We start from the raw sequence: 22,166 nt of genomic DNA, 5'->3' as shown, positions 1-22,166 counted from the left end.
GTCTCAAAGATGCAGACTCACTTTCGTATGCATACGCCACTAGCCTTTAGCCTTTATCCTTTAGCCTTTAGCCTTTAGCCTTTAGCCTTTAGCCTTTAGCCTTTATTCAGCGGCTAAATAGTCCAACACCACTTGGTGATGATCTTTGGTTTTAAATTTATCAAACAAGTGTTTAATTTTACCGTCTTGGCCTACTAAGAAAGTAAGGCGGTGAATACCGTCATATTCTTTGCCCATAAACTTTTTATAGCCCCACACCCCAAATGCTTCAGCAATAGCATGATCTTCGTCAGAAAGTAGGTCAAAGTTAAGCTCTTTTTTTGTTTCAAAGTTTTTAAGGCGCTTAATTGGATCTGGGCTTATGCCAACCACATGGGTGTTAAATTTAGCAAGCTCGGCTTGTTGGTCACGCAGGTTTTCGGCTTGTACTGTACAGCCAGGCGTTGACGCCTTAGGATAAAAGTATACCAGTACTTGTTTTTCTTTTAATAACTCGCTGAGCACGACGGTTTCGTCATTTTGGTTTTGTAAGCTAAAAGCCGGTGCTGTGTCGCCACTTTGTAATGGGGTAATTTTGTTCATGCTAAACTCCTTAGCGAATACGTCGAAAGATGTAATCTACGTTTAAAACGTGCGAAAGGTTTTCAAAACTAATTTTAAATTGGTCAATGTCAACGTCAATGGGAATATTAAATTCAAGTTCACAGCGCATTTTAAGTTCAGTTTCTTCTTCGTAGGTATCTGACTTTAGTGAGCAAATATTAATATTATTATCTGCAAAAAAGCGTGTTACTTTACTCAAGGTGCCAGGGGTGTCTATGCCAGTGTATTCTAGGGTGTAGCCTGCACAAAACTCGCTTTGGTTGTGGCTTGAAGTGCGTTTCATCATAGTAAGTAGGCCAAGCTCCATACCTTTGGTAGGGAGTGTATGCTCAATACGGCTAATGGCTGACATATCACCGCTCAGTAGCATAATAAAAGTAAGTTCGTTGCCTAAAATAGCAATACGACTATCTATTATATTACAGTGGCAATCACTGACGAGTTGCGTAAGCTCACTAACGATGCCCGATCTATCTTCGCCAATTGCGGTTAAAACAATTTGATGATTTGAAAATGCAGTCATGGGTTTTAAAGTACCTAAGTTACTTGGATGATAACAACCGACTTGGCAACAAAAAATAAACACGTAGCGTTGCACGGCGGCAAAGTTTAACACAAAACCCGCGTTAAACTACAGTGACGGTTAATTTTAGACGGTTAATAGTGCAGTGTTTCTTGTTTTTACAAGCTTGTGAAAGTACCATAGCAAAAATGTGTCTATTTGTAGCCTAGTCTGTCGGTCATCTTGTTGGCTTAATGCAGTTAGATAAGCAAATTATAAATGTAAAGTTAATATTGATTTTACACTGAACCAAATCGGTATTACCCACTCATATATTTGTTAAAACAATTAAGGGTATGCTAAGGAGAATTATCTGTGCAGTATTGGATCCCAAAAGCACTAGCAGTAAGTGTATTGGTAAGTTTGTCAGGGTGTAGTGTATTTACGAGTGATGCCCATAATGAGCGTAATTACCGCGCTCATGAGCCGGTTAAAACACCTGCTTCATTATCACAACCCGCTCAAGATCCTGTTTATAAGATGGATGTGGGTCAATATGATAATAATCCGGAGGCAACAAACTATCGCCCGCCGGCGCAAGTGTTAACCATTGCTAAAGGCAGTTGGGTTGAGGAAGCAGATAAACAAGCACGTATTTATTTTGATAAAAATGATGGCATTGACGATTTAGATGTATTCATTTGGGACTCGATTCAAGCAGTGCTTGCTGATAACAACATTAGCGCGACACAACAAAACAAAATGCAAGGAACACTGGAAACAGATTGGTACGCCATTGTTAAGCCAGAAGAAAGCTGGTTATGGGGCGATGATGAAAGTGTTGATTTAGAACGTTTTAAATTTACTATTGAAGAAAAAGAGCATCAACGCACAGCATCATTAACGGCTGAGCTTATTGATTTCAAAGGTGATAAACCTCTGACTGATTTATTAAAACAACAGCTAGAAGTGCGCGCCCTTAATCAAGTGGTGAGTGAATTTGATTATCGCTATCGTCAACTTGAAGTTGATATGCGTAAGCGCCAAGGAATAATTTCATTAGAACTTGGGTTTGACAACAAAGGCAATGCAGCACTTGTTACTGAGCAGGCTTACGATACGGTATTCGATCGCTTTTCTGGATTCTTAGAGCGCTTATCTTTTACTATTGTTGAAATAAACCAAGAGACAGGTTTAATTACAGCAGATTATGCGAAAGTAGAAAGCAGTGTGTGGGATTCAATTTGGGGCGATGAACCAACAGAGCTTCCAATTGATGAAGGTCAATACCAAATTTTGGTTAGCAAAACCAAGCAAGGTGGCACCAGTCTAACGTGGATGGATGACAAAGGCGAAACGCTTGAACCAGGTACCATGAATGGTTTGCAACAAGCATTAGAAGCGGCGTTAATTAAGCGCGGTATTAAAATTTAATAATTATAAATATTTACCACAAAAAGAGCACTTAGCTCTTTTTGTGGTTTTTACAGGTTGAAAATATGTCTCAGTTAGATTCATCACGCCCAGCACCCGTTCAAAAAAGTTATGATTTGAAAGTTTGGTTGGTTTTTTTAATTCCTTCTTTAATCGGTGTATTTTTGTTTATGACGCCAGTACCGTCTGGTGAAATAATGACAATTCCTATCGCGGTAATGGCCAAGGCAATTCAAGCCTCATTCAGTGATATAGCGCTAGGACTAATAGCCACAATTATTTGTATTACTGGCGTTATGTCGCTGGTGTTTAGTGTCTTTAAACCGAAAAGCTTAACCAAATTTCGCTTATTAAATCATTTGTTTAATGTGAGTTGGATTTGGTTAGTAACACGGTTGTTTGGTATGGCGTTTGTGCTTTTAACTTATTTTCAAGTTGGACCGCATGCTATTACCTCAGAAAATACTGGCTTGCTCGTATTAAAAGATTTATTACCGGTGTTGTTTTCGGTGTTTATTTTAGCGGGCTTATTACTGCCGTTATTACTTAATTTTGGTTTACTTGAGCTGGTGGGTACCTTACTTACTAAAGTAATGCGTCCATTGTTTGGGGTGCCAGGGCGCAGTGCAGTTAATTGTGTTGCTTCATGGTTAGGTGATGGTAGCGTGGGTATTTTAATGACTGCGCGTCAGTATGAAGATAAATATTATACTCAACGTGAAGCTGCGATTATTGGTACCACTTTCTCTGCTGTATCAATTACCTTTTGTTTGGTTGTTATTGGCCAAGTAAAGCTTGAATACTTATTTGCACCTTTTTACCTAACCGTGTGTTTAGCGGGTGTAGTGGCCGCAATAATTGTTCCGCGTTTACCACCACTGCGTTTTAAAAAGGACGTGCTTATTGATGGTGAACAACCTGATGGCAACGCCGAGCTAGTCCCTGAAGGCAAAACATTATTTAAGCATTCACTTGATGTTGCATTAACTAAAGCAGAAAAAGCACCAGGCTTAAAAGGCACAATTGAAGAGGGCTTACACAACGCATTCGATATGGTGTTTGCAGTATTACCTGTGGTAATGGCTGTGGGTACATTTGCTTTAATTATTGCTGAGTACACTCCGATATTTCAATATTTAGGTATGCCGTTCATTCCATTTTTAGAATTACTACAAATACCTGAAGCTGAAATGGCGGCGCAAACGATTATGGTGGGATTTGCAGATATGTTTATTCCGTCTATTTTAGCCGCAGGCTCAATTGAAAGCGATGTAACACGTTTTATTATTGCGGCAATGAGTGTAACGCAACTTATTTATATGTCTGAAGTGGGCGCACTTTTATTAGGTAGTAAAATACCGGTTAATATTTTTGAGTTATTTATTATTTTTATTCTCAGAACTTTAGTAACCTTGCCAGTTATTGCCTTAATGGCGCACTGGTTAGTTGGCTAAGTAATGATTTAAACGAAAAAAGCCCTGATTATTCAGGGCTTTTTTGTTTCTCTTTTTTGCCTAGATGAACTTGATACTGAGTGTTTAAACTCGCTTTTTGCACTTAAGCGCAGCAGTGCTAAATTGCCGATAACAATAGCTAGTACAATCGAGATAACGAGTACGATTTGCCAAATTTGCATTACGATGCTCATATTTTTTATTAAGCGGTTATTATGACCACATTAAATAAAAGCTGCAATGCTCTCTAGGGCTGTAAATAAGCAATTAGAAACGTTGTGCCACCGACAAGGTTAAAAAGTTAATCCCTGGGTTGGGAGATTTAAATCCGGCGTTTGAATAGTGAATAATTCGCAGCGCTACATTGGTTTCACCAAAATCCGCCACTAGACCTATTCTGTCTTCAAACTGGTAGTGAGTACTTAGGTTTTTATCGGCAAAATAGCGTTCATCAAGTAAGGAAAAGCCAATACCAGCCTCTACATAAAATGGCGTATTGTATAGGCTAAATGCTGGGAACTGCACTACTGGCGAAACAGCTAACACCAGGTTTGATTGTGACTGTTGATCATGGCGGTAATGCCACAGGTTAATGCTGCTTTCAAGGTAAAAGCGGGCATCACCCACAAAGTTTTGCGCACCCTCTGGGTGATACTGATACGCAAGCTTTACTCCAGTTACATTGCCTTCGCCTTTTAATAAGTCTACAGCGTAGCCATGGTTTGGTGATGCATAGGCTGCATGAGTTGTCAGTAAAAATAAACAAAAAACAATAATAGAAATCATATTATATGAGGTTTTCATAATGGCCAACTACGGGGGAAATTAAATTAGTAATTAAATGATAAGGGCGGTGAATTACTGTTTTCAATGAGGACAAAAATCCGCTTGTAGATGGCTTGTTAACTGAACACTTTAACTGATTGAATTTATTTAACTAATTATATTGGTGCTGATTGGGCATTAATAAGGTGCTTATTTATGCCTTTTTTGTTGCCTGTTATTTGCGTAAATTACGCTAAACTTAATTATTTAAACTATCCATTTATTATGAAACTTATAAAGCTTTTAGTGGTTGTTGCTGTTTTTTTCAGTAGTGCTTTGTATGCACAAACTCAGCCGTCACCTAAACAATTATTGCAAACTGTAGCCGAATCATTATTTAACGATATTGGGCAGGTAAATGCGCAAGGTAATGCCAGCAAAGAAGCGATGTCTTTAATTGTTGAGCAGCGTTTGATGCCACATATTGATATTAAGTTTGTGTCGTTTAAATTATTAGGTAAACATATTAAAGGTATCAACCGCGAGCAGGGAGTTGCGTTTATTGGTGCGGTGGAGCATTACTTAACGGGTACTTATGCGAGTGCACTAATGAAGTATACAGGGCAAGATGTAATATTTGAGCAAGACGCCGCTGCAAGCGACTCTAAATTTGCCACTGTTAAAACGCAAATTATTGAAACTAATAAACCCACCATAGATCTGCACTTTAAACTGCGTTTGGGGAATGATCAGCAATGGAAAGTATACGATATTGTTGCTGAGGGAATTTCGTTACTCAGTGCTAAGCAAAAAGAGATCATTCAACGAATTTCTGATGTGGGATTAGACCAAGTCACAGCAGAACTGCAGCAAAGTTAGTTCCTTTGCAATTAAAAGCTCCAACCGTAAAAGCAGCTGATGGCGCATGTCGTTAGCTGCTTTTGTATTTTGGTCTATATTGCATGAGTTTACGCTAGCTTGACTACCAAGCTGTGTTAGAATATCGACTTCTTTGATTAAGCGTGGTGTCAGCTAAAAACTGTTATAACTGACCACTCACCCGAGCTACACTGGAGTTGTGTTGTTTTAATGGAAAATGTACTAATTTGGCCAAAGGAATACCCGTTATTGGTCAAAGGGCTGGTTGAACAAAACGGTGCCTTCATTTTAGATGCTTTAGAAGCTTGGCCTGCCTGTCGCTCTACTGAAGAAGATGATGGTGTTTGTACTACGGTTTTGCCCCCAATTTATTATTTAACCTGGTTAACCCCCCTAGAGCCGTTCGAAGAATGTTATTTTCAGCATATCTGTGAATATGATGAAGATGCACAAGTCTATATTGCTGCACTTAAAGAGCATTATTTTGCCAATGATTACAGTATAGAAAATATTGTCTTAATGTTGTGTCAGCGACTTGAAAAATATGCAAGTGTATCGGCACAAAATAATATCGAAACGCCGCTTTCATTAATCAGTCTGTTTTTTAGTAAACGTTTTTTTACTTTGATAGAACATGCGCTTGAACAGGGTGCTAAGCTGTCAGCTGCAGATACCTTATCTATTTGGCAAGAGGTCGACTTTAGAGAGCGTTTAAGTGCGCATATTCCTCAGTCGATTGCAGACATTGAATATTTAGCAGAGCTTACTAGCGAAAAGGTAGCTGCAGGCAAAGATTACTTTACTTTATTAACTCAGGTTTCGCCTGATGTTGATTCTATTGTGTTGTTAGAAAATGCCTTACTTGCCCATTTAAACAAGAAAAAAGCTAAGCAAACCATGGCCATGCGCTTTATTGAACAAGGTGCGACGGGTACCTTGACCGATGAAGATAACAAAACAGCATTTATGTGGGCTGCAGAAAAAGGCTATGTAAATGTAATAGAAATGCTCCTGCAATACCAAGATAAAAAAGCCGTAGACATTAAAGGTAATACAGCGCTGCATTACGCGGTGATGAGTAAAAATGAATCGTTAATGATTTTATTGCTTAAAGCAGGGTATGATTTTAGAGCGCGTAATAACGACGGATTAAGTTGTTACCGTTTAGCTGTAAGCATCAAAGCCAGTAACTTAGTTAAATGCCTTGAACGTGATTTTGGTATTAAAGAATTATCGCCAGAAGGGCAGTTAGATCGAATTAAAAAAGTGCATGTATTACATGCGGTTGTGGCTTTATTGTTACCGCTACAGTTGTTTTTCTTTTTTGATAAAAATATCACTATAAAAAGTGAGCTCACTCTTTTTATGACCATGACGGCGGTGGTGTGTTTTTTCTTTGCAACAAATTTAAAGCGCTGTTCGTTGTATCCGCACGTAAAGCACCCTTGGGGGTTGTTTTTATTAAGAATGATGTCGGTTTTTAGCCTTGTATCCCAGCTAGGTTTAGCGTGTATAGTGGGACTAGCAGCTTTAAGTGAGTTAGTTTAACCACTTACTTAATTATAAAAAAACGCGCTAATAAAGCGCGTTTTTTATGTTCTGAGCTGATAGCTATGAGTTGTTTTTATCGTGTTCATGCGCTGCTTTTTCTTCAGCAAGTTCATCTTTAAGCTTACGAATTTTAAGTCCAAGCTCTTGTCCTCTATGGCGTGCATAGTAAGTACAGCCAATAAACATAGATGAGGCAAATAGTAACTCTAGCAATACCCATACTAACTCATCTTGAGCAACCCATAGCAATGTAAAACCATGGATAAAATAAAACATAACAATGAAGTTAGCCCATGCATAGGTGTAGGTTTTATCTTGTAGTATGCCTTTTAAAGGTAATAATAGCGGTAGCACATAGACTAAAAATAGAAAGGCGTCACTGTGACCCTCTCTCGGTGCTAACACAAACATCCATAGTGGCATTAAAATAAGCAGGCCAAAATAACCAAATAGGGCTAGGCGCTGAAATTTTACGGTCACTGGCTTTTTAGCAGACTCGCTATTTTGGGTCATTTAAGTTTACTCGCTACTTGAGTCAAGCGTTTGCCTACGCTTTGACATATTTTAATTTCATCTTTACTTAGGGTAGAGCTGTTACTGCTGCCTGCTACGTGGGAAGCGCCGTAAGGTGTGCCTCCTGTCTCGGTGCCAAGTAACTCTGGTACATCGTAAGGTACCCCCATTAACATCATCCCGTGATGCAATAACGGCAGTGATAAGTTTAGTAGGGTTGCTTCATTGCCCCCATGCATACTACTCGATGATGAGAACACACAAGCAGGTTTATCGATAAGTTGACCTTTAAGCCAAAGATCGCTGGTGGTTTCCCAGAATGTCTTTGCTTGTGCGGCCATCATGCCAAAGCGGGTTGGCGTACCAAACGCAAGCCCATCACAGGCAACTAAATCGTCTTTACTGATCACAATGTCATGCGGGTTTTTAGCTACAAACGTACGCAGCAAGGCGGTTGCGCCTTGTTGTTCTATTGATTCTGCTATTTCATGCGCCATGGCTTCTACCGAGCCATGGCTTGAGTGGTACAGCACCACGATGGTTGTGCTCATTATAGAACGCTTAATACGTTTTCAGGCGGGCGACCTAGTGCTGCTTTATTGTTATTTACTACAATTGGGCGCTCAATTAGTTTTGGGTTTTCGACCATAGCGTCAATAAGCACCGACTCGCTATTTTCATCTTTTAAATTCAGTGCTTTATATTGTTCTTCTTTGGTGCGCATTAAATCTCGGGCCGAATTAAACCCCAGTTGAGAAACTAAGGTACTAATTTGCTCATGAGAAAGCGGTGTTTTTAAGTATTCAACAACACTCGGTTCGATGTTTTTACTTTGTAATAGGTTAAGGGTTTCGCGCGATTTTGAACAACGCGGATTGTGATAAATAGTAACTGACATAAAAAGTACATCCAAAGTATAAATTGCAGCTATTTTAGGTGAACTCACTAAAGACTTAAAGCCTTGCTAGCTCTTTTTGCAATAACCGATATTGTGTGAGTAACGCTTTTAAACGTTGTTGTTTTACATTTTCATTTGGCTCAACAAAATTAAGTGCTTTTTGTATTTCGTCAGCTGCTTTTAAATATGCGCCATATTGCGATAACACATCGGCGTTAGCTTCGTGATATGCGGCTAATTTTTCTTGTTTTTTATAGGCGTCGGTCAAAAGCTGCTTACCCAAACTATGATCTGGCTTCTCCAATAAAAACGATTTTAATACATTTTCGGCTAACTCATATTGCTCAGCTTCCAACGCGGCATTTGCATAATTTAAAGTGATCACTTGGTTGTTTGGCCGATAGTTATTTAATTCACTTAAATAACTAACTGCTTTAGCTGCTTTTTTTTGTGCAATGAGTAAATCTGTTTTTGTATCAATATAAAATAAGTTTTTAGGATCGCTAGCTAATAGCTCGTCCAAGATAGGCTGCGCTTCCTCCGTTTTCTTTTGATCGATTAAGCTGATAGCTAATCCATATTGTAACGCTACGTTGTTATAAGTATTTTCGCGCATTAACTTTCTAAATAGGGCCTCTGCATTTTCTGGCTTGTTATCGTAACGTGCCAGTACACGGCTTTTAGCTAAATTAAAATCCAGGCTAGAGCCTACTTGGCGTTTTGGATATTGCTCGGCGCGCAAACGTACATCCGACACGCGGCTTTCTGGCAGCGGGTGAGTCAGTAGAAATGCCGGGGGTTTATATTTATAGCGAATTTGCGCTGCAAGCTTAGTTAAAAATTCACTGGAAGCTCGGGCGTCAAACCCCGCATTGTTAAGGGTTTGCATACCAATTCTATCGGCTTCTTGTTCCGCAGAGCGGCTATGGGTGAGTTGGCTAAATGCCGACTGGGTTTGGCTGGCTGAAATAATCGCCATACCTGCATCTGGGGCTACAACGGCTGCTAAAATACCGGCTATCATACCGGCAATGGTTAGACCGCTATTGTCTTGTTGTTGCTGAATACGCCTTGCTAAGTGGCGTTGTGTTACGTGCGCAATTTCGTGACCAAGCACTGAAGCAAATTGACTTTCGTTATCGGCTTGAGCAATTAAGCCTGTATGCACACCTACATGACCGCCATAAAATGCAAAAGCATTAATTTCAGGGTTATTTAACCAAAAAAAAGAAAAGCCAAAGCGTACATCATTGGCGTTCGCAACCAACTTTCGGCCTAAGGTTGTTAGGTATTCATCAAGCACCGGATCGTTAATTAATGGCGAAGAACCTCTGATCTGCATCATCATCACTTCACCAATTGCCTTTTCTTTCTCCAATGGTAAAGCCTGCAGCGCAGACGTGCCTAAGTCGGGCAGTTGAAGGTTGGTTTGTGCCTTTAACGGCTCACTCATTAGCAGGCTAAATGTAAGCACTGCACTGCATAAAGTGATAAAGGCTGATTTTAGCTGCATTATATTCCTTGTTTATTTTTTATCAGAGGCACTAGTTGGATCATCGGTGTATAAACGGCTGTCCTTTTCACATAGTTGGTAAAACGACTTTATTGTGACCCCATCAACCTTAACAATGTTCAATTGAGTTTGTAAAAAAGCAATAATTTTATGAACTACTTTATGTGAATGTAAAATAAGTGCCTTGTCTGCTTCATCGCCTTGGTCTAAGTAAAAACCAATAAATTTGTGTAATTGATTAATGCGAATAACGGTTTTCATGGTCAATGGATCCCATAATATAAATTCCATTGACTCATCATGTCGAGCGTATCTATCGATGGTAGTATCATGGGAAAAAGGGAACGCTTGTAGTTCAAAACCGCGCTCGGTAAATACTTGATGCAACGAAATTCGTGGCTTGTTATTACTTTCTTTCTCAAAAAGCTCGTTTGGGTCGATACCCAGCGCCTCTAGATTCCAATTGCGTTTATCGATGATACGCTTGATGGCATTATCAAAGCCGTGATCTAAAATACTTTCACATTCACTTACCGACGAAGCTACTAAATGATAAAAATGCGGCAGCTCCCCCCAATTAATTTGTTTTTTAAACCAATTAATTTCTTTGAGAGTTGGATTGCTAGGCAATTGCGCTTTATTATGCGAATTAGGCATTAACGTATCCTTTTAGCTAACTATGCTATAAGGATAAACCATTGCAGAGGTTGTTTTAAGAAAAAGTTAAATTTAACTGCGGTTAATCCTAGTCAGCCCAGGTATAGGACTTATTATTAATGTGAACAGGTAGTGAAACGAGTATGCTAGAGCTAGATTTGCGCGCTTATAAATGCCCTCAGCAATTTATTCAGTTTAAATTAGGGCTGCGTGAGGCAATATCGTTAAAACAAGCAATTACCTTTAATATCTCAAGCGAGCAAAATACAGATGATATTGAACGATATTTGCAAAAAAAAATGTATTATTACAAGTTAAATAAACAACAAGCGTTGTTATTAGTGGAGCCGTTGCGTGTTTGAATATGTAAAAGCATGGTATGAAAAAAAGTTTTCTGATCCTAATTCAGTAACTTTACTTTTTTTATTATTGGCACTGGTTGCCATGTTGTACTTTTTTGGCCCATTAATTGTGCCTGTGTTAGTGGCGCTGATCATTGCTTATTTGTTAGATTGGCCTGTAGTTCACTTGGAGCGATTTGGCTTAAAGCGTTTTACTGCCACTAGCATAGTCATGCTGATATTTATTGGTATTATGCTCACCTTAATATTAGTTATTGGCCCGGTGCTTTGGCAGCAAAGTAGTAACTTAGTGCAAGAAACACCGCATATGGTTGAGCAAGGTAAATCGTTTTTACTCGACCTTCCAGCTAAATATCCCAGCCTAATTAGCGCAGAGCAAGTACAGTCTATTGTGGTAACGGTAGAGACCAAAGTGCTTGAATTTGGCCAAGTGGTGCTGTCGGCATCGCTCAATTCATTAAAAGATGCTGTTGCGTGGTTAATTTATCTTATTTTAGTACCGCTACTGGTGTTTTTTATGCTGAAAGACAAAGTAGAGCTCAGTGCCAGCATTGCTAAACTGATCCCGCGCCAACGACGCTTAATTTTGCAAGTGTGGCATGAAATGAATCAGCAAATAATGAATTATATTCGGGGTAAAGTATTCGAAATTTTAATTATTGGCTCGGTGTCTTTTATTGCCTTTACGGTATTGGATTTACGTTATGCGGCGCTGTTAGGTGTGTTAGTTGGCTTTTCGGTGCTCATTCCATTTGTTGGTGCTGCGCTGGTGACTATACCTGTGGCGGCGGTGGCGCTGTTTCAGTTTGGTTTAGAAACCCAGTTTTGGACCATTTTAATTATTTACGGCATTATTCAAGCGCTTGATGGCAATGTGTTAGTCCCTTTATTGTTCTCTGAAGCGGTTGATTTAAATCCGGTGTTTATTATTGTTGCCGTACTATTTTTTGGTGGGCTGTGGGGCTTTTGGGGGGTGTTTTTTGCTATTCCATTAGCATCATTAGTAAAAGCGCTTATTAAGGCGTGGTCATCCACACATGAAGAACTCGCAGAAGAGCTCGGTAACTAAAAAGTATAGTAAACGCACTTTAATTACTAAAGATTATTATTCATTCCTTTTAAAACTATGTACTATTGGGAATAAGATATATTTTTTAGTAATAAGGTGCGTTTTTAATGTCAGAGTTTTTATTGCCAGATGAACCCAACAACCAAGTTTATCTTGATGCAAATGCGACCACACCTGTATTGCCATGTATTGCAGAGGTGGTGTGCCATGCGATGCAAATTTGTTTTGGTAATCCCTCAAGCCCCCATATAACCGGTATTCAAGCCAAACACTTATTAGAACAAACGAGGCAAAAAGCGCGCAGCGTGATTGGTGCGCAGCAGGGCGATATATTATTTACCTCAGGTGCGACCGAAGGTATTCAAACTGCTATCGTATCAACCTTAATTAATGCCAAACAGCACACAAAATCTAAACCGATTTTATTGTATGGAGCAACTGAGCATAAAGCGGTGCCTAATACATTAAAACATTGGAATGCCGTGCTTGAAATTAATGCTGAAATTATTGCTATTCCGGTTAACCGAGACGGTATTTTAGATTTAGACTTTATTGCTCAGCATATTGATAACGCCCTGATGATTTGTACTATGGCTGTTAATAATGAAACCGGTGTATACCAAGATTTAAGTGCTATAGAAGATGTGATCCGCAGTCGTAATAACGATGTGACTTGGATGGTTGACTGTGTGCAGGCACTGGGTAAACAACAACTCAACCTAAGCAAAACCACGATTGATTATGCGCCATTTTCAGGACATAAGCTCTATGCACCTAAAGGCATCGGATTATTGTATATTCGTAAAGGAAGCCCATACACGCCGTTTATAGCTGGTGGAGGCCAAGAAAGTGGCATGCGTTCAGGTACAGAAAACCTGCCCGGTATTGCTGGGCTTAATAAGCTGTTTAGTTTGCTGCTTGATAAGCAAGACGATACTTTTAAATCAGCTGATGTACTTAATTTGTATCGCGATAAACTGCATAGCGCTTTAGTAGACACCTTTGGAAGTATTACCTTTAATCATGATTTTGCCTGCTCAGTGCCCACAACACTAAACTTTGCAGTTAATGATTTAACCAGTAAAGAAGTTATTGATTTATTTGACGCTGCAGATATTAGAGTCAGCGGTGGCTCAGCCTGTAGCACGGGCGCAACCCAAAGTTTTGTGCTTGATGCGATGGGAGTGTCACAGTGGCAAAGTGAAAACGCGATTCGTTTATCGTTTGGACCTGCCGCCACTATGGCGCAAATAGATTATGCATGTGAACAAATTCGCGCACTTAAAACAGTGTTACAAGCAAATTGTTTGGTTATTTCTGATAGTAGCTTAGTAGCACAAGAAGTATGTGCCTTGGGGCTTACCCAATTTAGACACCAAGGTGCTTGCAGTTGGTTGTATGTAGCTGACGATCAACAGGCAATTATTATTGACCCGATCATTGAGTTGATCCCTCGATTTGAAAAAATAGTGAATACACAAAATTTAACTATTACTGCTATTTTAAACACGCATGAGCACCAAGATCGTCACTGTGCTCTTGATTTAATGCGCAGCGCACTTAAAACAAATTTAGTTGCTGGTGAAGTTGATCAATTAGGCTGGCCTGTTAATTGTGAACAATTGCAACTAACCGAACAAGTACTTGAAAAGCTAGCGACGCCTGGACACAGCCAAGATAGCGTGAGTTATTTATTAAAGGCTAATAACGGCGATGTACAGTACTGTTTTTGTGGTGATTTAATTTTACCTGCGGGGCTTGGTAATACAGTACTTGATGGGGGAGATGCGATGCAGATGGCAGACTCTTTGACTAAGTTAACTGCAGAGCTTAATCCGCAAAGCGTGGTGTGCTCTGGGCATGATTATCAACAGTGTTTCGCCATGAATTGGGCTGTGCAAAAGCAGCAAACACCTTTATTAAAAGCGCTTATTGAAGGTGATATCAGCCATACTGAATTTGCCATGCAAAAACAACAAGCAGACTCACAACAACACACATTAGCAAATTCGCTTTGTGGTTATGTTAATGCAAAGCCTAAAGTCGAAACTTCGCAGCTTAGTTTTAATCAAGCGAAGGAAATGCTCTCACATAACAGTGTATATTTAATTGATACCCGAGAGCCTTATGAGCATGGCGCTAACAATATCAGTGGATTGCTTAATGTGCCTGAGGCTAAAACTTTAAATATTCCTCTAAGCCGAATGGCCAATGCACTAACCCAAGGGCAACTAGATAAAAACAATCAATACATATTGGTGTGTCGCAGTGGAAATCGTTCAAAAATTGCGGCGGCAAACTTAATTGAACTTGGTTATAACCGCGTTTTTAACTTATCGGGTGGTTTAGCATTGACCAGCTAATAGTTTAATAAAAGAAAAAGGCCGACATGTGTCGGTCTTTTTTTTGCCTGCTTTAATCGAAGATTAATAAAATGTTCATTGTGCAGAGGGGGTGAACAGTTGTTAAATTCAATTTTTAATTTTATGATACCGGTGTCAAAAGCAAAAAATTGCGCTATTATCTGCATCAAAGCTTATAAAAATAACGCAATTTAGACCATTTAAGCTATAATGTTGGGCTTTGCTTTTTACAAAAAATCGCTTGTTCAGTGTCGTAAAAAATAAAATAAAATGCTTAAAATCAATAGATTAATTAATTAGGGGATGTTTACATGGCGAGCCGTTCTGAGTTAGTAAGTTGGCAAGCACTAGAAAATAGTGCACAAAAGATGACACAAACACATCTGAAAACTTTATTTGCACAAGACGATTCTCGTTTTTCTCAATTCTCTACTCAAATTCCAGGTGTGTTGTTTGATTACTCAAAACAACGCATAGATGAAAACGTATTTGGTCAATTAATTTCATTAGCGAAAGAATGCGATATTGAAGCATGGCGTGAGAAAATGTTTACCGGTGAAAAAATTAATATCACCGAAGACCGTGCGGTTTTACATACTGCGCTTAGAAATCGCGCTCATACACCGCTTATTGTTGACGGCGAAAATATTACAGAAGCGGTCGATAGCGAACTTGCCAAAATTAAGACCTTTGTTGAAAAAGTGCGAAGTGGTCAATGGCTAGGTTACACCGGAAAAGCGGTAAAAGATGTGGTTAGCATTGGTGTTGGTGGTTCAAACTTAGGGCCGCAAACGGCAACTGAAGCACTTAAAGCAGTGGTTGATAAGCCATTAAACGTTCACTATGTTTCAAACGCAGATGGCGTACAAATTGCGTCAGTATTAGATAAAGTAGATCCTGAAACCACGTTATTTGTAATTTCGTCAAAGACATTTACTACCTCAGAAACCATGACTAACTCAAAAACAGCGGTTGATTGGTTTTTAGACAGTGCAAAGGATGACAGCGCTATAGCAAAGCATTTTGTTGCAGTAAGCACTAATTTAGAAAAAACTGCTGCATTTGGTATTAGTGACGAAAACGTATTTACAATGTGGGATTGGGTTGGCGGTCGTTTTTCACTTTGGAGTGCCATTGGTTTACCTATTGCACTTTATGCTGGGTTTGAAGTATTTGAGGCCATTTTAGAGGGAGCGTTTGAAGTTGATGAGCACTTTAAATCGGCGCCGCTAGAACAGAATATTCCTTTAATTATGGCGCTACTCAGTGTTTGGAATACCAGCTTTTTAGGGTTTGATTCGCAAGCTATTTTGCCATACGACCAAGCCCTGCATATGTTGCCAGCATATTTGCAACAAGGTGAAATGGAAAGTAATGGTAAACATGTAACCTTTGATGGACAGACAGTGCCATACACTACCGTGCCAATCATTTGGGGTATGACAGGGATAAACGGTCAGCATGCGTTTTATCAATGTTTGCACCAAGGCAATGTAATTGTCCCTGCGGACTTTATTGGCTCTGTAAAGCCTCAGGTTAACGTAGATAAGCATCACGATATTTTATTATCGAACTTTTTTGCACAAACCGAAGCACTAATGAACGGGGTCGATGCACAGCAGATAACGGCTGATTTAACAGCCAAAGGCAAAACGCCTGCACAAATTGAAATGCTGCTAAAGCATAAAATTCACCAAGGAAACCGCCCAACAACGTCTATATTATTAGACACGATTGATGCAAAAGCGGTCGGTCGATTAATTGCACTGTATGAGCACAAGATTTTTTGTCACGGTATTATTTTACAAATATGCTCATTTGATCAGTGGGGCGTAGAACTTGGTAAAGGCTTAGCATCTAAAATTGAAGCTGAATTAACCGATGATAACGTGGTTAATGAGCACGACAGCTCAACACAAGGCTTAATGGCGTACTACAAACAATACCGTACGCAGTAACATATTCACTTATTACACAATAAGTAACCAAATACCTTTGAACGGGTAGCGCTGGAGTCCTAGGGCCTGTATTTTTGTGAGAGGAATTACAGTGTCCCTAGACCCATTTTTTATGGCGCATATAACGAACAACAATTAGTAGGCTTTGTGCTGAGGCCTACATTATCCAGATAATAAACCGCTATAACTGATTACCAATACGGTAGTGGCAGGTAGCATAAACGTAGAGAGTAACTATGCTTAATCCTTTTGATATTATAATTTTTGGGGGCGGTGGTGATCTTGCGTTACGCAAATTACTTCCTGCAATGTATCGAGCATATCAAGAAGGTAACTTACCGCAAGGCTCACGTATTTTGCCTACCGTGCGCGAACAAAGTAAATGCGATGAATACATCGATACTGCACACAAAGCGTTACAAGAATTTTTAAGCGAAGGCGAATATAACGCAAAAGATTGGAAATCGTTCTCAGACTTTTTAGTACCCGTAGTGAGCAATGTCACCGAAGCGGATGATAACTGGGATGTACTGAAAAAAATTCTAGATGAAGACGACAGCGATAAATCACGAGTATTTTACTTATCTCTCCCACCTGCTGTTTATGGCACCTGTTGTGAAATATTATCAACGAAAAAACTAATTACTGCGAACTCGCGTGTTGTAGTAGAAAAACCAATTGGTTACTGCGGTGAGTCAGCAGAAGTAATTAATGCGAAAATTGCACAGTACTTTAACGAAGAACAAATTTTCCGTATTGACCACTATTTAGGTAAAGAAACGGTGCAAAACTTAATGGCACTGCGTTTTTCAAATTCATTATTTGAGAACATGTGGGATGCTAAATCGATTGATAATATTCAAATTAGCTTGTCAGAAACAGTAGGACTTGAAAGCCGTGCAGGTTTTTATGACAAAGCCGGTGCTTTACGTGACATGGTGCAAAACCACTTGTTACAACTACTTTGTCTAGTGGCTATGGAGTCACCACATAAGTTAAATGCTAACAGCATCCGTAACGAAAAATTAAAAGTATTAGAAGCTTTACGTCCACTTGAAGGTACGGATGTAGATAATCATATTATTCGTGGTCAGTACGTACCCGGTGATTTAAACGGTAAAATAGTTCCAGGTTACCTTGAAGAGCTAAACGAGGGAGCGAGTAAAACCGAAACTTTCGTGGCTATTCGTGCGCATATTGATAACTGGCGCTGGGCAGGCGTGCCTTTTTATCTGCGCACCGGTAAACGAATGGCGAAGCGCTGCGCTGAAATTGTGGTTGAATATAAAAAAGTATCGCATAACGTGTATGAAGACAGCGTAGGCAATATTGAACCAAATCGTTTGGTTATTCGTTTACAGCCTCAAGAGAGTATTCAATTAACGCTGATGTCAAAGCGTCTTGATAACTTAGATATGCAACTTGAACCTGTAACGATGAATATTGAGTTGTCACAAGCGTATAGTAATGGTTTCCATTCAGATGCTTACAAGCGTTTAATGCTTGATGCAGCGGCTAATAATCCTTCATTATTCATTCACCGCGACGAAGTTCGTCAAGCGTGGAAGTGGATTGATCCAATAATTGAACGTTGGCAAGAAAAGGGTAAACCTTCATTGTACCGAGCGGGTAGTTGGGGGCCTGAAGACGCCGATGAATTATTAGCAGAGAATAATCATGTTTGGTTTAACACCGGTGATAAGGCATAAATAATGGCAACGATAGTAGAGAAATTTTTTGATGATAAAGCCGCTTTAACTGAGGAATTATCTCAGTCATTAGAACAAGCATTACGTGATGGTATTGAGGCTGATGGCCGTGCAGTATTAATGGTTTCAGGGGGGTCTTCACCTGAGCCGGCTTATAAACATTTATCTACCCTTGATTTAAACTGGGCTCATGTTGATGTTGCTATGGTTGACGAACGTTGGGTCGAGGCAAGTCACGAAAAGAGTAATGAAGCATTCATTAAGCGTACTTTGCTACAAAACCATGGGGCAGAGGCTAATTTTATTAGTATGAAAAATGCAGCAGCCACTGCAGCGCAAGGTGTTGATGAATGTGAGGTGCAGTTTCAAGCATTAAAACGCCCGTTTGATGTCACTATTTTAGGCATGGGCCCAGATGGCCACACCGCGTCATTATTCCCACATGCTCAAGGGCTGAAAAACGGCTTAGATTCAAACCAACTTGTGTGTGCCATTAACGCAATTGAGAGTGATGTAACAGGTAGTATTACCGAACGAATGAGCTTAACGCTAAATGCAATTTCACAGTCTAAAGTAGTTAAATTACTTATTAGTGGCGATGAAAAGCTGGCTGTGTATAAGCAAGCTTTCGCGGGTGGTAATGTTAATGATATGCCGTTACGTGCAGTTCTAAATCACCCTGAGATCAACATTGAAGTGTATTGGGCACCTTAATTTAGTCTAAACTAGGTGCTTTAAAACCATGTTGTATTGATGGTTTAATGAAAGGTCAGTTGCTTTTGCTACTGGCCTTTTTTATTGCGACATGTTTTTGTCATTAATCAATTAATAACAAAGTGCTGTAAACATTTGAAGTTTAAATATTTCCCTTAAGCTAAGTACCTTTTAAATCCTCTTACATCTCCCAAAAGTCATTAACTAAAGCTTTATTTGTAAATTAAAACAATTAGTTAATCTTCAGGTGCAATTGAGTAATATAGCATGTTAATCGCTTCAGCTATCCGTAAAGTCGACTACTCTAAATACATTAAGTATAAAAAACGCCATTATTTACATGCTTGGTATGAAGAGTAAGCATCGGACGAACTCTACTTTTTTATAAAATAATAAATCAACGTAAAATCAATAACTTAATTGTATATGAGTTAAAATTCATACAAAAAGCGCGGAAAAATGTAGCAAAAATGTAATTTAGCATGTATGGTTTGTTACTGCTATGACAGCGCTGTCATGGCGGTTAGGCAAAATGATAAACAAAACCAATAAAATGATTCGAGGGGAATCCTGTGTTAGCTAAAAATTTTAAAAAAAGCTTATTAGCAGTAAATATCGGCTTAGTTGTGGGAGCTGGCTTTACTGGTGCTGCATTCGCAGCCGATGAAGTTAAAGTTCAAGATGATGTTGAAGTCATTGAAGTACGCGGTATACGCGCTTCAAATAAAGAAAACTTAAACGGAAAACGTTTTTCTAATGCTGTTGTTGATGTTGTAACAGCGGAAGATGTTGGTAAGTTTCCTGATGGCGATGTAGGTGAATCTCTTGGTCGTATTTCTGGTGTAAGTGTATCTCGTCAATTTGGACAGGGTCAGCAAGTATCGATACGTGGTGCTTCAGCACAACTTACACGTACATTGCTTGATGGTCATACAGTTGCGTCAACAAGTTGGTTTGACCAACAAGCCGTAGACCGCAGTTTTAACTACTCATTATTACCTTCAGAATTAGTCGGCGGCTTAGAAGTTTATAAGTCGTCACAGGCTAATCTAGTTGAAGGTGGTATTGGTGGCACTGTTATTGTTAAAACACGTAAACCTCTAGATTTAGATGCAAACACTGTATTTGCAAGTGTAAAAGCTGATTATGGTACAGTTTCTGAAGAGACAGATCCTGAACTTTCTGGCTTATACAGCTGGAAAAATAATAATGAAACATTTGGTATCTTAGCGGCGGGTTCTTTATCAGAAGTAGATTACCAACGTAACGGTATTGAATCATCAGGTGGTTGGAGTGGCGGTATGGCACCAACAACATTCCAACAAGCACGTGAACGTACAGCTTATAATGTTGCCATGCAATACCAGCCATCAGATTCGCTTGTATTAGGCCTGACTTACACTAGCTTAGAGCTAGATGCAAATAATGCTAACTCGCAAATAATTATCTTCCCAGGCGACGGCTCATGTGAGCAAACTAATGCTTCAGGTAATTGTGTCTCTCGCACAATTGACGGAAATGGCACTGCTTTTTTCCAAACATGGGCGCGTAAAGCAAGCATGAAGTCTGATACGGTTGATTTTGACTGGCAATATGATGCAGAGTCATTCACATTTAAAGGTCGCGTAGGTAAAACCAGTGCTGACAGTGACGTAACAACTGCAAACTATGGTATGTTTACTAATAACAATAGTGATCTAAATGGCTCTATGGATATGACTGGTGATGTGACTAAATTTAATTTAGCAAACCAATCTTACGATGCGAGCATTTTACCTGATACCATCAGTCCGCAAACATGGGCGCCTGAATATAATCCTGATTCAGATGAAGAAAGCTACTTAAACTTAGATTTCGAAATTCCACTTGATCTTGGTGTGGTTACTGCTATTAAAACTGGTTTAAGATATGCCGATCATAAAGTTGTTCAAGATGGTAATGCTGCTATTGTAAACCCAGATTTAGTGCCTGTGCGAAATGCATCTGCATACTACCCAGGTACAGTGACTGCGGGCGGTGGCTTTGTTATACCTGAACCTGATATGGATTTAATGATTGCTGATTCATTAGCAATGACTGAAGGTTATACTGCACGCCCACAAGCTTATGGCACCATTGAAGAAGAAAATTTAGCAATCTATGCGATGGCTGATTTTGACGCAGGTGGTATTCGCGGTAATTTAGGTTTGCGTTACATCTCAACTGATATTTCTTCAGATTACTATGACTTAAGCGATGAAGGTGTTTACGATTCTACCTTATCTACAGATAAAGCAGATTACAGTGAATTCTTGCCAAGCTTAAACGTCGTTATGGACTTAGCTGATAACGTAATTTTACGTACCTCGGCAGCACAAGTTATTTCTCGTCCTAATTACGCTGACTTATTTGCAACGCGTAACCTAGCTGGCTATACGGATAATCGCCCTTTAAACGAAGTTTTAAATACTGGTAACGTTGGTTTAAGCCCGTTTAAAGCATTCCAAGCTGATATCGGTGTTGAATGGTATTTTGATGACGATGCAATGTTAAGCGTCACTTACTTTACTAAAGAAGTAAGTTCGTTTATCTCTACACAACAACAAACGAATCAACAAATTGGTATTGATATCCCAGTTTATACAACCAACCCAGATGCAGGCGAACCACCATGTGGCGCGCAGCAATATGACTGTTGGACTGTGAGCTCTTCTACCAACGGCACAGGTGGTTCAATTGAAGGTATTGAGTTCCAAATTCAAGATTCGTTTGATAATGGCTTTGGTTATTCATTTAACTATACCTATTCAGATGCTGAGGCTCCAGCAGAGAACTACCCGGACCGTGTTGGTGTATTTTCTGATTCATCGAAAAATAGCTACAACGTAGTTGGTTTTTATGAAAATGATGATTTTTCTGCACGTTTAGCATATAACTGGCGTTCAGAGTTTATTATTCGTGAAGCACCAGGTTGGTATGGTAACCGTGAGCATCAAGCCTACGGACAGCTAGATTTCAGTGCAACGTACTCTGTAACTGACTACTTAGATGTTACTTTCGAAGGTATTAACTTAACAGAGGAAGACAGTATTCAGCTTGGTAATAATGATGCATCAACATCATTACCAAACCCTGATCTACTCAATGACTTCCCAGTGTGGAGCTTTGAAGGTGAAGCACGTTATAAACTTGGTGTAACAATGCGTTTCTAATATGCTGAGTTAATAAAAGTAATCTAGGCCC

General features: G+C 39.4%; 20 protein-coding genes. 11 read left to right on the top strand and 9 right to left on the bottom strand.

Annotated features, from left to right (window positions below):
* Window positions 1–102: 102 nt before the first annotated feature.
* Complete coding sequence (gene bcp, locus CWB78_RS06170) at window positions 103–582, bottom strand: thioredoxin-dependent thiol peroxidase (RefSeq protein WP_024601114.1); 480 nt, start codon at window positions 580–582, stop codon at window positions 103–105.
* Window positions 583–592: 10 nt separating this feature from the next.
* Entirely contained in the window at window positions 593–1,126 is a 534-nt protein-coding gene (locus CWB78_RS06165; RefSeq protein ID WP_008112981.1) for a glycine cleavage system transcriptional repressor, read from the bottom strand.
* Between the two features lie 354 nt (window positions 1,127–1,480).
* Here CWB78_RS06165 and bamC point away from each other — a divergent pair, with 354 nt between their 5' ends.
* Window positions 1,481–2,539 carry an NlpB/DapX family lipoprotein gene (gene bamC / locus CWB78_RS06155; RefSeq protein ID WP_008112982.1) on the top strand — a complete coding sequence of 353 codons (1,059 nt, stop codon included), beginning with the start codon at window positions 1,481–1,483 and terminating at the stop codon, window positions 2,537–2,539.
* 65 nt (window positions 2,540–2,604) lie between these two features.
* Window positions 2,605–3,993 (top strand): YjiH family protein, encoded by a 1,389-nt coding sequence (locus CWB78_RS06150; protein ID WP_109874462.1) that lies wholly within the window; start codon window positions 2,605–2,607, stop codon window positions 3,991–3,993.
* A 32-nt stretch (window positions 3,994–4,025) separates the two neighbouring features.
* Here the strand turns inward: CWB78_RS06150 and CWB78_RS06145 are convergent, their stop codons facing one another.
* Complete coding sequence (locus CWB78_RS06145; protein ID WP_138570659.1) at window positions 4,026–4,175, bottom strand: DUF2897 family protein; 150 nt, start codon at window positions 4,173–4,175, stop codon at window positions 4,026–4,028.
* An 85-nt stretch (window positions 4,176–4,260) separates the two neighbouring features.
* A complete protein-coding gene (locus CWB78_RS06140; RefSeq protein ID WP_010388480.1) occupies window positions 4,261–4,797 on the bottom strand; it encodes an acyloxyacyl hydrolase in 537 nt (178 codons plus the stop codon).
* A gap of 246 nt (window positions 4,798–5,043) precedes the next feature.
* Here CWB78_RS06140 and CWB78_RS06135 point away from each other — a divergent pair, with 246 nt between their 5' ends.
* A complete protein-coding gene (locus CWB78_RS06135; protein WP_036932808.1) occupies window positions 5,044–5,637 on the top strand; it encodes an MlaC/ttg2D family ABC transporter substrate-binding protein in 594 nt (197 codons plus the stop codon).
* A gap of 210 nt (window positions 5,638–5,847) precedes the next feature.
* Window positions 5,848–7,185, top strand: coding sequence for an ankyrin repeat domain-containing protein (locus CWB78_RS06130; RefSeq protein ID WP_138594665.1), 1,338 nt, complete (start codon window positions 5,848–5,850; stop codon window positions 7,183–7,185).
* A 63-nt stretch (window positions 7,186–7,248) separates the two neighbouring features.
* Here the strand turns inward: CWB78_RS06130 and CWB78_RS06125 are convergent, their stop codons facing one another.
* The 5 genes from CWB78_RS06125 to CWB78_RS06105 are packed head-to-tail and all read right to left on the bottom strand — an operon-like array spanning window position 7,249 to window position 10,769.
* The gene (locus CWB78_RS06125; protein ID WP_008464564.1) at window positions 7,249–7,701 is read right to left on the bottom strand and encodes a DUF2069 domain-containing protein; all 453 of its coding nucleotides are present in this window, start codon (window positions 7,699–7,701) and stop codon (window positions 7,249–7,251) included.
* Entirely contained in the window at window positions 7,698–8,252 is a 555-nt protein-coding gene (wrbA, locus tag CWB78_RS06120; RefSeq protein ID WP_008112996.1) for an NAD(P)H:quinone oxidoreductase, read from the bottom strand. Before wrbA ends, CWB78_RS06125 begins: the two co-directional genes overlap by 4 nt.
* Window positions 8,252–8,599, bottom strand: coding sequence for an arsenate reductase (glutaredoxin) (arsC, locus tag CWB78_RS06115; protein ID WP_036932810.1), 348 nt, complete (start codon window positions 8,597–8,599; stop codon window positions 8,252–8,254). Before arsC ends, wrbA begins: the two co-directional genes overlap by 1 nt.
* Before the next feature lie 55 nt (window positions 8,600–8,654).
* A complete protein-coding gene (gene bepA / locus CWB78_RS06110; protein WP_008113000.1) occupies window positions 8,655–10,112 on the bottom strand; it encodes a beta-barrel assembly-enhancing protease in 1,458 nt (485 codons plus the stop codon).
* Between the two features lie 12 nt (window positions 10,113–10,124).
* Window positions 10,125–10,769 (bottom strand): hypothetical protein, encoded by a 645-nt coding sequence (locus CWB78_RS06105; protein ID WP_008113002.1) that lies wholly within the window; start codon window positions 10,767–10,769, stop codon window positions 10,125–10,127.
* Window positions 10,770–10,912: 143 nt separating this feature from the next.
* On the opposite strand from CWB78_RS06105, the gene CWB78_RS06100 reads away from it, so the two are divergent.
* The 7 genes from CWB78_RS06100 (at window position 10,913) to CWB78_RS06070 (ending at window position 22,135) form a co-directional block, all read left to right on the top strand.
* Window positions 10,913–11,131, top strand: a complete 219-nt coding sequence (locus tag CWB78_RS06100) for a hypothetical protein (RefSeq protein ID WP_008113003.1) — start codon at window positions 10,913–10,915, stop codon at window positions 11,129–11,131.
* Complete coding sequence (locus tag CWB78_RS06095) at window positions 11,124–12,200, top strand: AI-2E family transporter (RefSeq protein ID WP_008113005.1); 1,077 nt, start codon at window positions 11,124–11,126, stop codon at window positions 12,198–12,200. The genes CWB78_RS06100 and CWB78_RS06095 overlap by 8 nt, the downstream gene beginning before the upstream one ends.
* A 107-nt stretch (window positions 12,201–12,307) precedes the next feature.
* Window positions 12,308–14,563, top strand: coding sequence for an aminotransferase class V-fold PLP-dependent enzyme (locus tag CWB78_RS06090; protein ID WP_138594663.1), 2,256 nt, complete (start codon window positions 12,308–12,310; stop codon window positions 14,561–14,563).
* A 311-nt stretch (window positions 14,564–14,874) separates the two neighbouring features.
* Window positions 14,875–16,521 carry a glucose-6-phosphate isomerase gene (gene pgi / locus CWB78_RS06085; RefSeq protein WP_138594661.1) on the top strand — a complete coding sequence of 549 codons (1,647 nt, stop codon included), beginning with the start codon at window positions 14,875–14,877 and terminating at the stop codon, window positions 16,519–16,521.
* A 236-nt stretch (window positions 16,522–16,757) separates the two neighbouring features.
* Window positions 16,758–18,230 carry a glucose-6-phosphate dehydrogenase gene (zwf, locus tag CWB78_RS06080; protein ID WP_054201154.1) on the top strand — a complete coding sequence of 491 codons (1,473 nt, stop codon included), beginning with the start codon at window positions 16,758–16,760 and terminating at the stop codon, window positions 18,228–18,230.
* Between the two features lie 3 nt (window positions 18,231–18,233).
* Window positions 18,234–18,944 (top strand): 6-phosphogluconolactonase, encoded by a 711-nt coding sequence (gene pgl, locus CWB78_RS06075; RefSeq protein ID WP_138594659.1) that lies wholly within the window; start codon window positions 18,234–18,236, stop codon window positions 18,942–18,944.
* A gap of 572 nt (window positions 18,945–19,516) precedes the next feature.
* Window positions 19,517–22,135 (top strand): TonB-dependent receptor, encoded by a 2,619-nt coding sequence (locus tag CWB78_RS06070; protein WP_138594657.1) that lies wholly within the window; start codon window positions 19,517–19,519, stop codon window positions 22,133–22,135.
* The last annotated feature ends 31 nt before the right edge of the window (window positions 22,136–22,166 follow it).

It is taken from the genome of Pseudoalteromonas sp. S1612 (assembly GCF_005887175.1).
Taxonomy (GTDB): Bacteria; Pseudomonadota; Gammaproteobacteria; order Enterobacterales; family Alteromonadaceae; genus Pseudoalteromonas; species Pseudoalteromonas undina.
Note: the sequence above shows the minus strand (reverse complement) of the source record. Positions and strands in the feature narration are given on the sequence as shown.

Excerpts from the sequence above, each read along its gene's own strand:
- wrbA (WP_008112996.1), bottom strand. The coding sequence starts at position 8,252 with ATGAGCACAACCATCGTGGTGCTGTACCACTCAAGCCATGGCTCGGTA.
- CWB78_RS06145 (WP_138570659.1), bottom strand. The coding sequence starts at position 4,175 with ATGCAAATTTGGCAAATCGTACTCGTTATCTCGATTGTACTAGCTATT.
- zwf (WP_054201154.1), top strand. The coding sequence starts at position 16,758 with ATGCTTAATCCTTTTGATATTATAATTTTTGGGGGCGGTGGTGATCTT.
- CWB78_RS06140 (WP_010388480.1), bottom strand. The coding sequence starts at position 4,797 with ATGAAAACCTCATATAATATGATTTCTATTATTGTTTTTTGTTTATTT.
- CWB78_RS06130 (WP_138594665.1), top strand. The coding sequence starts at position 5,848 with ATGGAAAATGTACTAATTTGGCCAAAGGAATACCCGTTATTGGTCAAA.
- pgi (WP_138594661.1), top strand. The coding sequence starts at position 14,875 with ATGGCGAGCCGTTCTGAGTTAGTAAGTTGGCAAGCACTAGAAAATAGT.
- arsC (WP_036932810.1), bottom strand. The coding sequence starts at position 8,599 with ATGTCAGTTACTATTTATCACAATCCGCGTTGTTCAAAATCGCGCGAA.
- pgl (WP_138594659.1), top strand. The coding sequence starts at position 18,234 with ATGGCAACGATAGTAGAGAAATTTTTTGATGATAAAGCCGCTTTAACT.
- CWB78_RS06150 (WP_109874462.1), top strand. The coding sequence starts at position 2,605 with ATGTCTCAGTTAGATTCATCACGCCCAGCACCCGTTCAAAAAAGTTAT.
- CWB78_RS06105 (WP_008113002.1), bottom strand. The coding sequence starts at position 10,769 with ATGCCTAATTCGCATAATAAAGCGCAATTGCCTAGCAATCCAACTCTC.
- CWB78_RS06100 (WP_008113003.1), top strand. The coding sequence starts at position 10,913 with ATGCTAGAGCTAGATTTGCGCGCTTATAAATGCCCTCAGCAATTTATT.
- bcp (WP_024601114.1), bottom strand. The coding sequence starts at position 582 with ATGAACAAAATTACCCCATTACAAAGTGGCGACACAGCACCGGCTTTT.
- CWB78_RS06125 (WP_008464564.1), bottom strand. The coding sequence starts at position 7,701 with ATGACCCAAAATAGCGAGTCTGCTAAAAAGCCAGTGACCGTAAAATTT.
- CWB78_RS06090 (WP_138594663.1), top strand. The coding sequence starts at position 12,308 with ATGTCAGAGTTTTTATTGCCAGATGAACCCAACAACCAAGTTTATCTT.
- bepA (WP_008113000.1), bottom strand. The coding sequence starts at position 10,112 with ATGCAGCTAAAATCAGCCTTTATCACTTTATGCAGTGCAGTGCTTACA.
- CWB78_RS06165 (WP_008112981.1), bottom strand. The coding sequence starts at position 1,126 with ATGACTGCATTTTCAAATCATCAAATTGTTTTAACCGCAATTGGCGAA.
- CWB78_RS06135 (WP_036932808.1), top strand. The coding sequence starts at position 5,044 with ATGAAACTTATAAAGCTTTTAGTGGTTGTTGCTGTTTTTTTCAGTAGT.